Below are 14,356 nucleotides of genomic sequence, written 5' to 3'. Positions count from 1 at the left end.
TGGGGGCTTTTTGTTACGAAATAAGAGAACTTCAGCTTATATAATAAGCTGAAGTTCTCTTATTTTTTATGATTACATCTTTAGAAGTAGTGAATATGTAAAAATGCATAATTGACAAAAAAATTACATGTTATCATTATATATTGTTTTATATATGTTACTTGTATAAAATTACAAAAGTATTCACATTCCATAAAGGAGGCTTATTATGCAAAAAATATTTAACTGGGTTAAATGTATGAGTATCAAGAAAAAATTAATCATTTCATTTTTTCTAATTTTAACTATACCAGGACTTATTATCGGTGGTGTTTCATATCAAACTGCCAAAACAAATTTTGAACAACAAATCACAGGTAAAGCAAAGGAAAATATTTCGATTTTAAATACTGTTATTTCTCAAAATATAGAAGAGAAATTTGTTGATGCAGCATACTTTGCAGACATCTTAACAGAGGATACATATCCAAACGGACAAGAAGAAATAGTAAGAACAAAGTTAGCGCAATATATAAAACTTCATCCAGAAGTAGAAGGTATTTATATTGGAACGCAGACAGGAAAGTTTATAAGAGAACCATTTATCAAAATGGATGATGGGTATAATCCAAAAGATAGATCTTGGTATAAAGAAGCACATGAAAATAAAGGGAAAGTAATTGTTACTGCACCATATCAATCAGCATCTACAAAAAATATGGTAGTGACAATTGCAAAAGAAGTAAAAGATGGTAAAGGTGTTATAGGAATTAACTTGAATTTAGATAACATCTTGAAAATTTCCAAAATGATTAACATTGGTGAAAAAGGTTATGCAGTTATTTTAGATCAAAATAAGCAAATTGTTAGTCATCCATCTAGAAAACCAGGTGCAAAAGTTACTGACCCTTGGATTAAACCGATTTATGAAGAAAAACAAGGAAATGTCTCTTATACAGAACAAGATGATAAAAAGAATTTAATCTTTGCAACAAATGAGAAAACGGGCTGGAAAGTAGTTGGAGTTATGTTTGATGAAGAAATTACCCAAGCTGCGAATCCAGTATTTTATAAGACTTTTATTGTTATTGCTATCGCTATTGTATTTGGTAGTGTATTAATTTATTTCATTACAAAGTCTATTACAAGACCATTAAGAAAAATAGCTGACTCGGCACATAAAATTAGTAAGGGAGATTTAACAGAGAAAATTACAATCTATTCCAAGGATGACATAGGGAAATTAGGGAATTCCTTTAATGAAATGTCTGCCTCTTTACAAGATGTGATTACTCAAATTAGTTTTTCAGCAGAACATGTGGCGGCATCGGCTGAAGAGTTAACAGCGAGCGTACAGCAAGCAAATGATGCGACAGATCAAATTACAATTGCAATGGAACAAGTATCAGGTGGGGCTGAATCACAAAGTCAAGGTGTTGAAGAAGGTGCGGCTACATTACAACAAGTAAATACAGCAATTCAAGATGTAACTGGAAGTGCAGAATCAATTTCTATCTCCTCATTGCATGCGAGAGAAAGAGCTGAAGAAGGGGAGGAATTGGTTGAACAAACAGCAAAACAAATGCAGTCTATTTCTAGGTCGGTATCCGAGTCAGATGCCATTATTAAACTTCTTGATGAGAAATCAAAGCAGGTAGGAGCTATTTCTGAAGCAATTCAAAATATCGCTACTCAAACGAACCTTTTAGCTTTAAATGCGGCTATTGAAGCAGCAAGAGCAGGTGAACAGGGCCGAGGGTTTGCTATTGTAGCAGATGAGGTTAGAAAATTAGCGGAGCAATCAGGAGAATCATCTGGAGAGATTGCGAATTTAATTGCAGAAATTAAGGCTGATATTGAACATACTGTTAAAGCGATGGATAATGTGAATGAGGAAGTTCAACAAGGTCTTGATGTTGTAACAAAAACGAAAGTAAGTTTTACGGAAATTTTAAGTTCTACTACACATATTGTTTCTCAAGTGAATGAAATGGTAGAAACAACGAAGAGAATTGCTGGAGATGCAAATGAAGTGACAAATGCTATTGATGAAATTGCAGCGGCTGCAGAAGAAAATACAGCTAGTATGCAAAGTGTTGCTGCTTCAACAGAAGAACAAGTGAATTCAATGGAAGAAATTAGTTCAGCTTCACAAAACTTAGCTGAGATGGCCGAAGAACTACAAGCGATGACTAGTAAATTTAAAGTATAATAACAGCAGATAAGTAAGGTGAGAATAATATCACCTTACTTATTTTTCTATTCAGCAATTAGGGGAGTCATTAACGGGATGAAAAAAAGAAAAAGACTATGGAATTTATGGAAAACGATTACATTGTTAGTTTGTACAGTTGTAATTTTTTCTTTACTTGTGACAGATATATTAATTAGTCACAATGTAGAACGGACAACGGAGGATAGCCAAGCAGAGAAAGCAAAAACAATTGCACACATTGTGGCGAATGATTCAATTGTAATTGATGGTTTAATTGGGAAAACAGATACTGCTGCAATCCAAACGTATACAAATAGAATATTAAAAAACACAGGTGTTCAATTTATTGTAGTTATGGACATGAATGGAATAAGAAAGTCACATCCAAATCCTCAAAAAATAGGTCATCATTTTATTGGGGGAGATGAAGGGCCTGCATTGAAAGGAAAGGAACATGTATCGCTGGCAGAAGGAACTTTGGGTATTTCAATGCGAGTGTTTGTACCTATATTTTCTGAAACAGGTGAACAACTTGGAGCGGTGGCCGTTGGTATTTCAGCAGATAATGTAAAAGAGAGAGTTAAGGAAAGTAGACATATCATTTATATTGGAGTTGGAGTTGGGGTACTAGTCGGAATGATAGGAGCAATATTGCTAGCTAGACATATAAAGAAAAGTTTATTTGGTCTTGAACCTCACAGGATAGCGAAAATTCTTGAAGAAAGAAATACGATGCTACAATCTGTAAAGGAAGGTATTATTGCTGTAGATAAAGAGGCCAATGTAACTTTAATAAATAATGAGGCAAAACGATTGTTTAAGAAAAGTGGACTTGAAGAAGATTTTATCGGTAAAGACGTTGAGTTGTATATGCCTAATTCGCGTATAAAGGAAGTATTACAAACTGGAGAGGTACAATTAAACGAAGAACAAAATATTTATGGAATTACGATTGTAACGAATCGTGTTCCTTTATATGTAAAAGGAGAAATAGTTGGCGCGATTGCAACATTTCGTGATAAAACAGAGATTAGAAAATTAGCAGAAGAATTAACTGGTATTAGGTTATATGCAGAAGCATTACGGGCACAATCGCATGAATTTATGAATAAAATGCATGTCGTATTAGGGCTTACACATATGAAACAGTATGAAGAATTACAAAAGTATATAAGTGGTATGGTATCAGAGCATCAATATGAAATTGGTGGGATTATGAAAAGAATAAAAAGTCCAGTATTTGCTGGTTTTTTACTCGGAAAACTGAGCTATGCTAGAGAGAAAAATATAAAATTAATTATAAGTGAAGATTCTTACATGCCAGAAATAGATGATGAAAGTATTACTCATGAACTAATTACGATTGTCGGAAATTTAATTGATAATGCATTAGAGGCAGTGACGAATTGTGAAAAGAAGCAAGTTGAAGTTGAGATACGATATGGGAATACATTAATTATTACAGTGCAAGATACGGGAAAAGGTATACAAGAAAAAGAAATAGAGGCATTATTTACGAAAGGTTATTCCACAAAGGGAGATAACCGTGGTTATGGTTTGTATCTTGTAAAAGAAAGTATACAGCGAATAAATGGGGAAATTCATATGTATTCATTAGTAGGAAAGGGAACAAAGATAACAATTGAAATACCTAAAGGTAGGGATGAGAGGCAAATATGATTAAAGTTTTAATTGTAGAAGATGACCCGATGGTAGCAATGTTAAATACGCATTATTTAGAGCAAGTAGGAGGGTTTGAACTTGTTCAAGCAGTTAATTCGGTAAAATCGGCGATAGAAGTATTAGAGGAATCAAGAGTAGATTTAGTATTACTTGATATTTTTATGCCTGAAGAGACTGGATTTGAGCTTTTAATGTATATTCGGAATCAAGAAAAAGAAATCGATATTATGATGATTTCAGCTGTACATGATATGGGGAGTATTAAAAAAGCATTACAATATGGCGTAGTAGATTATTTAATTAAACCATTTACATTTGAACGATTCAAAGAAGCATTAACTATATATCGAGAAAAACTTACTTTCATGAAAGAACAACAAAAAATTAGTCAATCGGAATTAGATTCGTTAATTTTGCAAAAGGAAAAAAGAGAGCCTACTGTTACTAAAGAGCTTCCGAAAGGATTAACGAAGCAAACGTTGCAATTAATTTGGCAGAAGATCGAGTCGCTGAATGGACGAGCGTTTACAACAGATGAGATGTCACAATTAGTTGGGATTTCAAGAGTTTCTATTCGGAAATATGTAATGTTTTTAACTGACATTGGAGTGTTAGAAAACGAAATGATGTACCAACATGTGGGGAGACCTGTAAGTAAACTAAGATGTGTTGATCAAAAGAAAATAGAGTTTTACGTATAAGCGACTTATTATAAGTCGCTTATACTTTTTTTAATTACAAAATCAATTACAAAACTTACAAAAACTATTTTTACTATTGAAAGCGTTTTAATATTGTTATTAAGAAAATAAGGGGGTGCCATATGGGAATTCAAAAGAATGTGGAAGCGGTATCATTTTCTGAAGGAAATGAAGTACAAAGAGAATCTTTCGCTTCTAAAATTATGAATGTAAAAATCGGTGTTATACCTTTACCGTTATATGTAGTATTGGCTGCTATTATTTATGGGGCATCTGTATATAATAAATTACCAGCAGATATGATTGGTGGATTTGCGGTTATTATGATCATGGGTATTTTCTTAGGTGACATTGGGATGAGAATTCCAATTTTAAAAAATATCGGTGGTCCAGCAATACTTTCGTTATTTATTCCATCATTACTTGTATTTTTTAACTGGATGAATCCAGCTTCAATGGAAGCTGCGACTATGTTAATGAAAAAATCGAACTTTTTATATTTATATATTTCTTGTTTAGTAGTCGGAAGTATTTTAGGAATGAACCGTAAAGTGTTAGTACAAGGTTTCGTTCGCATGTTTATTCCTTTAGTGGTAGGAACGTTAGCTTCTGTAGCGGTAGGATTATTGGTCGGTTCATTATTTGGATTTGAAATGAAGCAGACATTCTTCTTTATCATCGTACCAATTGTGAGTGGTGGTATCGGGGAAGGGATTTTACCATTATCGCTAGCTTATAGTGATATTTTAAACGAATCATCAGCAACATTTGTATCACAGCTTATTCCAGCGGCTATTATTGGAAATATGTTCGCTATTGTGAGTGCAGGGTATATGAAGCGTTTAGGTGAGAAGAAACCGGAGCTTAGTGGTAACGGTGTATTAGTAAAAACAGATAATCAAGCCGAGTTATTAAAAGAACAAAATACAGAGAAGCCAATTGACTTCTCATTAATGGGAGCAGGTTTATTAATCGCGTGTACGTTCTTCATCTTCGGAGGATTTGCTTCTAAGTTCATCGGTATCCCTGGGGCAATCATTATGATTTTCTCAGCAGCACTTGTGAAATACTTTAAATTAATGCCCGCAAAAATGGAGCAAGGAGCATTCCATTTATATAAATTTATTTCGAAGAATTTAACTTGGCCGTTAATGGTTGGACTAGGATTGCTATATATTCCGCTAAAAGACGTAGCAGCAGTTCTTTCAGTAGGATATGTTGTCGTATGTGCATCGGTTGTTCTTACAATGGTAGCGTCAGGTTTTCTTGTAGGGAAAGTGATGAAAATGTATCCAGTTGAATCAGCAATTGTAACTGGATGTCATAGCGGTTTAGGCGGAACTGGAGATGTTGCTATTTTATCAGCTTCAAATCGAATGGAATTAATGCCGTTCGCGCAAATTTCGACTCGTTTAGGCGGGGCAGCAATGGTTGTAACAGCGACAATTTTATTAAAAATGTTTTCATGATCAAACAAGCTAGCTATATAAATATAGCTAGCTTGTCAAATTAAGGGGAGATTATAAGTATGTTAGAAAATCAAATTAATGAGAGATCATTGTTATTGCATAAAGAATTAGTAGGAAAAATTGAGATTACAAGTAAAGTAGAAGTAAATTCAGCGGATGATTTAAGTCTGACATATACACCAGGTGTAGCGGAGTCTTGCAAAGCAATCGCAGCAGATGAAGAAACAGTGTATGACTATACAGCACGTGGAAATATGGTGGCAGTTGTCTCAGACGGAACAGCGGTACTTGGTTTAGGAAACATTGGACCAAAAGCGGCTATGCCTGTTATGGAAGGAAAAAGTATATTATTTAAAAAATTTGCGAATGTAGATGCTTTCCCGTTATGTTTAGGTACGACTGATGTGGATGAAATCGTTACCCTTGTGAAAAATTTAGAGCCTACATTTGCAGGGATCAATTTAGAAGATATTGCAGCACCGCGTTGTTTTGAAATTGAAAAACGATTAAAAGAAGAAACGAATATTCCTGTATTCCATGATGATCAACATGGAACAGCTATCGTCGTCTTAGCAGCTGTTATTAATGCATTAAAAGTTGTTAGCAAACAAATGGATCATGTGAAAATTGTTATTAACGGTGCTGGTTCGGCAGGAATTGCAATTGGAAAATTATTATTAAAGGCTGGTGCAAAGCACATTACGTTAGTTAGCTTAGAAGGTATTGTTTGTGAAGGTGAAGCATGGATGAACGAAGCGCAAATTGAAGTTTCAAAAAAGACAAATCGAGAACATGTGCGTGGAACGTTAAAAGAAGCGATTTATCAAGCTGATATTTTTATCGGTGTATCTGCCCCTAACGTATTAACGAAAGAACTTGTACAGATGATGAATGAGAAAGCAATTGTGTTCGCTATGGCGAATCCAATTCCAGAAATCTTCCCAGAGGATGCATTAAAGGCTGGGGCAGCTGTAGTAGGAACCGGGCGCTCAGATTATGCGAATCAAGTAAATAATGTATTGGCGTTCCCAGGAATATTCCGCGGTGCGTTAGATGTGCGCGCGACTGATATTACAGAAGAAATGAAATTAGCGGCAGCGTATGGGATCGCTAACATCATTACGGACGAAGAACGTAATGCGAATTATGTAATCCCGAATCCATTAGATAAAAGAGTTGTTCCAAGTGTTGCTGAAGCTGTAGCGAAAGCAGCCATTGATTCAGGTGTGGCGCAAATTACGAAAATACCAAGTTATTAATAGCTAAAAGCAGTGCCTAAAAGGCACTGCTTTTTTGAGATAAGAAATCAAAATAATGAAGAAGTGTAAAATCATTTATTTATGTTTCTTCACTATTTATTTAATTCCATTGCAACTTGTTTACCATTTACTAAAACCTCAGTTACTGCTACGATCACTTCTATCATTTTTTTCATCTCTCATCTCTCCTCGTGTCATTTCTTATTTTAAGTATAAGAGAAGAGAGTTACTTCAACTATCGAAGTACATGACGTAGAAATTACATTGTTGTAAGGAAGTGTTTTAGCTTTGTCACTTTACTCAGCAGTAATTACAAACTGATCATAATATTTTTTATTCACGTATATATTTAATACCCATAATCCAGATGAAGGTAGTGACATAGTGAGTGGGAGTTCGGTTGTAGTAGAATCAATTGTATTTGAAGTAGTCCAAGTTGGTCTAGAAGTTTCTTGTTGAAAGAGTACGGGTGTTGGGGTTACTGATCCTTGTTTTAGTGCAATAATAGATAGTTTTCCAGTTGGCATTTCAGGATCTAAAAAGTACCACATCATTTCATTTTTTTCATTTGCGATAATAGGGCTATCAGCCATTGCGATTTTTTCTTCGATACCTTTTAAAGGTGTTTTTTCTTGTATGAAGGAGGGTGTTTCTTCCCAATTTACATCTTTTAAAACGCTAAGATGAAAGAAGGAAGGTGCATTAACTTGGGTGGATGACGTGGCGATAGCTTCTTTTTTAGGTGCTTCTGAATCAGGCTGCAATTGCGAGCATCCAGTGATGAGAAAGGAGAAAAGTAGCATAGTTCCGATTTTTTTCATGGTGTCACACTCCTAATTTTTACTGTTAGTGTAATTGTATTTGCCAGAAAGAGGGACAATTCCTTTAAAGTATAAAAAGAGGTCGTAAGTTTTGTACGACCTCTTTTGACATTTTTTATATTTGTTCAGTTGAAAAGGTTGGTTCTCGTTCTTTTTGAGGCATCGTTAAGAAAATAACAGAAAGAACGATACATACGCCGCCTAGTAATTGATACGCTCCAAATGATTCATTTAGCCAAGCGATTGAAACGATAGCTGCTACAAGTGGTTCAATGCTAGATAAAATGCTCGTTTCTGTTGCTGCTAAATATTTCAGACTACCGATATAAAGGAGGAAAGAAAGGGTGCCACTTATGATGATAAGAATAAGCATAGAAAAAGTTTTTAGTGTAAAAGTTTGTGAAAGCTGATCCCATTCAAACGAACGATTACAAATAAGCAGTGCAATTCCTCCAATTAACATCCCCCAGCCAATTACTATGGTTGTTCCGCATTCTTTAATAAGAGAAGCTGGATGGAGGGTATAAAATGCAAATCCAATTGCTGTTAATAGGCCAAAAATAATGGCTTCTTTCGATAAAACAATATTTTCAATTGAACCGTTTGTAATAATAAAGTACGTTCCCGTTAGTGCAGTTATAATTGCGAGTAGTTGCATAGAAGCAGGGAATTTTCGTTGTTCAAATGCGACATAAATGGTAATGAGAACAGGACCTAGAAATTGAAATAATGTCGCTGTGACCGCATTACTAATATGAACTGTTTCGATAAAGGCGTATTGTGCACCGAGCATGCCGAGAATAGAGAAAATAATAAGCTGTATAGAATGTCTAGTGTGTTTCCAAATTTGAAAAATGTTTTGTTTCTTTATCCGTAAAAAAGATAAAATAAATATTCCTGCAAGCAGCAATCGAATTGTTAAAAAATCAATTGATGATACGTTAGTATGTTGAAATAGCCACTGAATCATCGGGCCAGATAACCCCCATAAGGTAGCTCCTGTAATAATCATAATGAGTCCAATCCGTCTACTATTGTTCATAATCATGCATCTCCTCTCGAGTATTTGATTTTTTATGTGTGACATGATAAAAGGAATTATATATATAATCTGGCACTGTAAAAAGTATCAGATTTCAGTTTTATTAAGGGGTCAGATGTTATGTTAGAATTAACGCCTAATTTAAATACGCAAAGTAAAATAGCGTTATACGTGCAATTGTATGAGTATATAAAAAAAGAAATTAAAGATGGAACGATTCCGGCTTTTACAAAATTACCTGCAAAAAGAAAACTGGCGATCTATTTACAAGTGAGTAAGAATACAGTAGAAGCGGCTTACGAGCAATTACTTGCAGAAGGTTATATTGAGTCGGCATCGAGAAAAGGTTATTTTGTATGTAAAGTTGAACAAATGATTGATGTAGAAGGAAGCGAAGCGAAAGTAGAAGAAGTATCGTTTCGGGAGGAGAACTATACATTTGATTTCACACAAACAGGGGTTGATACGAATACTTTTCCGTTCACTACGTACCGCAAGCTTATTAATGATGTATGGCAGCCACATAATAATGAGTTGCTTTTTCTTGGACACCCTCAAGGGGAATTGAGCTTAAGGGAGGAAATTGCGAACTATTTGTATGAATCTAGAGGTGTACGTTGCTCAGCTAGTCAAATTGTATTAGGAGCGGGAACACAAATATTAGTGAAACTATTGTTTCAATTGTTAAAGGGAAGCAATTATGCAGTGGAAAACCCAGGGTATCATAGGAAAATGGTCGTTTTTGAACAGGGAAAAGAGAAGGTTCAAATGTTGTCTTTAGATAGGGACGGCATTTGTATGGCAGATTTAGAAAATAGCAATGCGAATGTTGTATTTGTTACACCTTCCCATCAGTTTCCGTATGGAATGATTATGCCTATTACGAGAAGGACGCAGCTTTTACAATGGGCGAAGAAAGCGAAAGACAGGTATATTATTGAAGATGATTATGATAGTGAATTTCGCTATTCTGGAAAGCCTATACCGGCGCTGCAAGGGTTAGATACAGAGGGGAAAGTTATTTATATGGGGACGCTATCTAAAGCATTATTGCCATCGCTACGGATGAGCTATATGGTGTTGCCGAAGAAATTAATTAAAAAGTATCAACAGCAATATTTATTTTATACACAAAGTGTTTCAAGAATGGACCAAGAAGTGATTAGAAAGTTTTTAAATGAAGGCTATTGGGAAAAACATATTCATAAAATGCGTGTCGTCTACCGGAAAAAGAGGGATCGGCTCGTCTTTGAAATAGAGAAATATTTCTCTAATTGTGTTGAGGTGATAGGGGAAGATTCGGGATTACACATTTTATTAAAAGTGCATAATGGAATGCGAGAAGAGGAACTCATTCAAGAAGCTGCGAAATATAGTATTAAAATATATCCTGTTTCTACGTACTATAAAGATGGTACTGCACCTGAAAATGTAGTTTTACTTGGGTTCGCGATTTTATCAGAAGAAGAAATTGCGAAAGCGATTCAATTATTGCATAAGGCATGGTATACAAGAAAATAAAAAAACATCCTCCAAGCATGAGGATGTTTTTTTATTATTTATTTTCATCTAAGAATAAGACCATATGCTCTTCGTCCCAATATTGTCCGTTATATTTTAATGAACGTTCTTGCACACCGAATGTTTTAAATCCTAATGATTCATAAAGTTTTTTTGCTCCATCGTTGCCAACAACAACATCAAGCATAACTTGTTCCACCTCTAAAGATTTAGCAAGCTCAAGACATTCTTTAATAAGTGCTTTTCCTGCTCCAAGTCCGCGTGCTTTTGGAGATACATATACAGAACCGATTTTGGCTTTATGTTCTTGTTTTACATATGGTTTCGTTTCCAGTGTTGCAACCCCGATTAATTTTCCATCTTTGAATGCGCCTAGCGTATAGTTTTCATCTTGTGCTAATTTTTGTGCTTTATATTCAATCGCACACTCTTTATTAATAATATCTTCATAAGAAGAGCTAAAAGCTTCAGGGTTTTGCTTTAATCCTTCTACACGAAGTTCTAAGTAAATTTCCGCTTCGTCTTTTGTTAATACATGGATATCCAATTATATCACCCTCCAAATCTTTGACAAATGTATCTTTACCCCGCATTAACGGGCAGTAGACTCCAACTTTAAAATCCAGCGAATGCGCGGAAGCTAGATTGGAGATAACTGCCCGTAAATGCCCGATTGGTTCAACCAATAATCCATGGGGTGAACCATTCCATGGATTAAAGTTTCACTTTATTTTATATTGAAATAAGAATAATTTCAAAAGCTTAGCCTAAATGAGCTGATTTTATGAACAAAATAACACCAGTAGTGTTTACTACTACTGGTGTTTTCACACACATATTATTCAAAAGGTAGCTCAATTATAAAGGTTGTTCCTACCCCTAATTTGCTTGTTGCTAGAATGGCACCGTTATGCAATTCCACAATTTCTTTCGCAACAGCTAGCCCGATACCTTTTCCTCCAGTAGCTCTCGTTCTAGATTTATCAACACGATAAAAACGATCGAAAATATGCGGAATATCTTCCTCAGGAATACCTTCACCTTCATCTTGTACACTTATTGTAAAAGAATTTGTTTCTGTGAGTACGCGTATTGTAATAGTGGTGTTTTCTAGCGAATGTTGATAAGCATTGTGTAATAAATTTAACATAACTTGTTCCATACGTCTTTCGTCTATGCAAACTTCTAAATCATCTTTACAATATACATGGAGTTGCATTTGCTTATTCGTTAATGTTGTTTTTGTTTTTTCAACCATTCGCTCTAAAAAAGGCCTAAGAAGCACTTTTTGTTTTTTTATAACAAATTGGTGTTGTTCTAATTGTACAAGCATAAATAAATCTTGAACGAGATCAGTTACACTATCTGTTTCATCCTCAATGATTTGTAAGTATTCTTCTCGCTCTTCTTTCGTTAAAGTGTCTCTCTTTGCTACTTTCGCATAACCTTTCATATAGGTCAATGGAGTTAATAGTTCATGGGCGACACTAGCAAGAAATTCATTGCGTTCTTTTTTCATATAAGTTAGTTCACTGGACAAATCTTCAATCGTTTTTGCTAAGCTTCCAAGTTCATCATTCCGTTTAATACCTAATTGAATTGGCTTATTTAATTTTGACATTTTTTCTGTTGCCCTCTTCATTTTTATAAGCGGTTCTGTAATAACACGAGAAAAAACAAAGACAGAAATAGTCGTTAGAATAACAGTCAAAACACTAATGATAAGAAATTGGTTCATGAGTTTAAGTAACATATTTTCTAAAAAAGATGTTTTTAATAACATATATAACTTTCCTTGAAACTCTGCTGTATTAAGTGGGCTTACCGTTGTGATGAATTTTGATTTTTTCCAGTTCTTTTCGACAACTAATCCGTTGGCTGGAATATGTTCTGTTTTACAAGTAAGTTGTTTTTGCATCGCCTTTGTTACAGGTTCTGAAGTGGAAATGATTTTTCCATTATTGTCCGTTATAATGATAGCTATATCAGAGTTAGCAATTGATTCTGATTCAACTAAGTGTTCAGCCTCATCAGCGATATCGAACTCTGGGTATATAGGACGCTTAGGATTTTTATTGTATTCAGCGCGTTCGCCGTGTTTCTTTTCTTTAGCAAATGCACTCCACTTTGCGCGTTGTGTAATTTTGTTACTATAGCGATTACCTTTTTCTAAAAGAGCTAGTGTTTCTTCCTCAATCCGCATTGTTGAAATACTTTTGTAAAAAGATACGAAAGCAATTGTTTCAATACATAAAGCTAGTATTAAAAAGTATGTCCCAATTTTAAGTGAAAGTTTACTCATTTTCTCACCATACCTTATTTCATATAAAGTGAAACTTTAATCAGTGGTATGGTATTTTCCACTGACCGAAGTAATTATTCACTTTTCCATTTATATCCGACCTTATAAACAGTTTCTAAGTAATTTTCAACTGGAAATCCTTTTTTACGTAATTTATCACGGATATTGCGAATATGTGAATCGATTGTTCTATATTCAATGTCTGTTTCATAACCCCAAATTTTTTCGATTAAATCATCTCGGCTATAAGCACGGTTTGTATTTTGTAAAAATAGTCCAAGTAACGAAAATTCGATAGGAGTCAGTGAGATTTTTTCGTCATACACTGTGACAGTATGTTTCGTTTTATCCCACTCAATACCATTGAAGCTAACAAACCCATCTTTCTTTGTACGGCGTAATATAGCCTCAATTCGTGCAACTAATACATGTTCATCAAATGGTTTTGTAATATAGTCATCTGCGCCGATCGTAAGGCCTTTTACCATATCGTAATTTTGATTACGAGCTGTTAGCATAATGATTGGAACGTTGGAAATTTGACGGATTTGATAGCAAGTATCCCATCCATCCATATTCGGCATCATTACATCTAACAAAACAATATCAAAGTCTTTTTGTTCTATTAACTTTAGTGCTTCAAGGCCAGAGGTAGCTTTCATACAAAAATAGCCACGAGGACTTAAGAACAAATCTAATAATCGTAACATACGTTCTTCATCGTCTACTAATAAAATTTTCACCATAATCTTGTGCACCCCAAACTGTTCATTCTACTTGTATAGTTTACATGAAAATGATAAAAAACTCTTTTTATGTGATTGAGTGGAAGAGTGATTTCTCGCTCAGAGTAATTGACATAAAAAATGCACTAGTTTTGCACAACTATTTTTTATAATAGAAAACGTAGCGACACAAAATACCCTATGTTGCGACATAACGTCATGTCATTTTATTTATAAAATGACAATTCCATTCTATTGTGTATGTGAGATAGAGAGGGTTTTCGTATTCACCTCGCATCGGATAAGAAAAATTTCCTATCTCACACTTTTTTTAAAAGGAGATCATACACATGAATCCAAAAGAAGAAATTTCAAAAAAAGAAAAGCAAGATCGTAATACGGTTGTCATGTGCGTTGCCGTATCTATGGTTATTATTATAAGTTGTGTAAATAAAATTTTGGGGATTTTATAATATAAAAAAAGCTTATTGCTTCTTAAGAAGCAATAAGCTTTTTTCGTTGTTAGGGGGAGTATTTTTATATAATAAACCAAGGTAAAATTGCTAATCCAGAAGTTACAATTGCTGTAGTAAATATTAAAAGCATAGCTCGTTTGTTTTGTTTCATGTCACATTCTCC

12 protein-coding genes and 1 pseudogene are annotated in these 14,356 nt (G+C 34.4%); 8 read left to right on the top strand and 5 right to left on the bottom strand.

The window, feature by feature from the left end:
- Window positions 1-208: 208 nt before the first annotated feature.
- The 6 genes and pseudogenes from FH036_RS27750 to FH036_RS20050 form a co-directional block, all read left to right on the top strand.
- Window positions 209-1,252: pseudogene (locus FH036_RS27750) on the top strand (HAMP domain-containing protein); the annotation flags it as partial.
- Complete coding sequence (locus tag FH036_RS27745) at window positions 1,244-2,191, top strand: methyl-accepting chemotaxis protein (protein WP_438881204.1); 948 nt, start codon at window positions 1,244-1,246, stop codon at window positions 2,189-2,191. The pseudogene FH036_RS27750 and the gene FH036_RS27745, both read left to right, overlap by 9 nt.
- Window positions 2,192-2,269: 78 nt before the next feature.
- Window positions 2,270-3,874 carry a sensor histidine kinase gene (locus FH036_RS20065; RefSeq protein ID WP_139896166.1) on the top strand — a complete coding sequence of 535 codons (1,605 nt, stop codon included), beginning with the start codon at window positions 2,270-2,272 and terminating at the stop codon, window positions 3,872-3,874.
- On the top strand, window positions 3,871-4,578 hold the full coding sequence (locus FH036_RS20060; RefSeq protein WP_000598678.1) for a response regulator: 708 nt from the start codon (window positions 3,871-3,873) through the stop codon (window positions 4,576-4,578). The genes FH036_RS20065 and FH036_RS20060 overlap by 4 nt, the downstream gene beginning before the upstream one ends.
- Window positions 4,579-4,700: 122 nt before the next feature.
- Entirely contained in the window at window positions 4,701-6,047 is a 1,347-nt protein-coding gene (locus FH036_RS20055) for a 2-hydroxycarboxylate transporter family protein (RefSeq protein WP_000512725.1), read from the top strand.
- Between the two features lie 59 nt (window positions 6,048-6,106).
- Window positions 6,107-7,306, top strand: a complete 1,200-nt coding sequence (locus tag FH036_RS20050; RefSeq protein WP_139896165.1) for an NAD(P)-dependent malic enzyme — start codon at window positions 6,107-6,109, stop codon at window positions 7,304-7,306.
- A gap of 296 nt (window positions 7,307-7,602) precedes the next feature.
- Here the strand turns inward: FH036_RS20050 and FH036_RS20045 are convergent, their stop codons facing one another.
- Window positions 7,603-8,127 (bottom strand): DUF4871 domain-containing protein, encoded by a 525-nt coding sequence (locus FH036_RS20045; protein WP_139896164.1) that lies wholly within the window; start codon window positions 8,125-8,127, stop codon window positions 7,603-7,605.
- A 115-nt stretch (window positions 8,128-8,242) separates the two neighbouring features.
- Window positions 8,243-9,169 carry a DMT family transporter gene (locus FH036_RS20040; protein ID WP_001066054.1) on the bottom strand — a complete coding sequence of 309 codons (927 nt, stop codon included), beginning with the start codon at window positions 9,167-9,169 and terminating at the stop codon, window positions 8,243-8,245.
- Between the two features lie 120 nt (window positions 9,170-9,289).
- Here FH036_RS20040 and pdxR point away from each other — a divergent pair, with 120 nt between their 5' ends.
- Window positions 9,290-10,690 carry a MocR-like pyridoxine biosynthesis transcription factor PdxR gene (gene pdxR / locus FH036_RS20035; RefSeq protein WP_139896163.1) on the top strand — a complete coding sequence of 467 codons (1,401 nt, stop codon included), beginning with the start codon at window positions 9,290-9,292 and terminating at the stop codon, window positions 10,688-10,690.
- Window positions 10,691-10,724: 34 nt separating this feature from the next.
- On the opposite strand, the gene FH036_RS20030 is transcribed toward pdxR, so the two are convergent.
- From FH036_RS20030 to FH036_RS20020, 3 genes are all read right to left on the bottom strand, one after another.
- Window positions 10,725-11,237 (bottom strand): GNAT family N-acetyltransferase, encoded by a 513-nt coding sequence (locus tag FH036_RS20030; protein WP_000351212.1) that lies wholly within the window; start codon window positions 11,235-11,237, stop codon window positions 10,725-10,727.
- A gap of 291 nt (window positions 11,238-11,528) precedes the next feature.
- Window positions 11,529-12,992, bottom strand: a complete 1,464-nt coding sequence (locus FH036_RS20025) for a HAMP domain-containing sensor histidine kinase (RefSeq protein ID WP_044791416.1) — start codon at window positions 12,990-12,992, stop codon at window positions 11,529-11,531.
- 74 nt (window positions 12,993-13,066) lie between these two features.
- Window positions 13,067-13,738 carry a response regulator transcription factor gene (locus FH036_RS20020; RefSeq protein ID WP_000238954.1) on the bottom strand — a complete coding sequence of 224 codons (672 nt, stop codon included), beginning with the start codon at window positions 13,736-13,738 and terminating at the stop codon, window positions 13,067-13,069.
- 329 nt (window positions 13,739-14,067) lie between these two features.
- Here FH036_RS20020 and FH036_RS27475 point away from each other — a divergent pair, with 329 nt between their 5' ends.
- The gene (locus FH036_RS27475) at window positions 14,068-14,190 is read left to right on the top strand and encodes a hypothetical protein (protein WP_001068392.1); all 123 of its coding nucleotides are present in this window, start codon (window positions 14,068-14,070) and stop codon (window positions 14,188-14,190) included.
- Window positions 14,191-14,356: the final 166 nt, after the last annotated feature.

The sequence above is a fragment of the Bacillus sp. CD3-5 genome (assembly GCF_006349665.1).
Classification (GTDB): Bacteria; Bacillota; Bacilli; order Bacillales; family Bacillaceae_G; genus Bacillus_A; species Bacillus_A paranthracis.
Note: the sequence above shows the minus strand (reverse complement) of the source record. Positions and strands in the feature narration are given on the sequence as shown.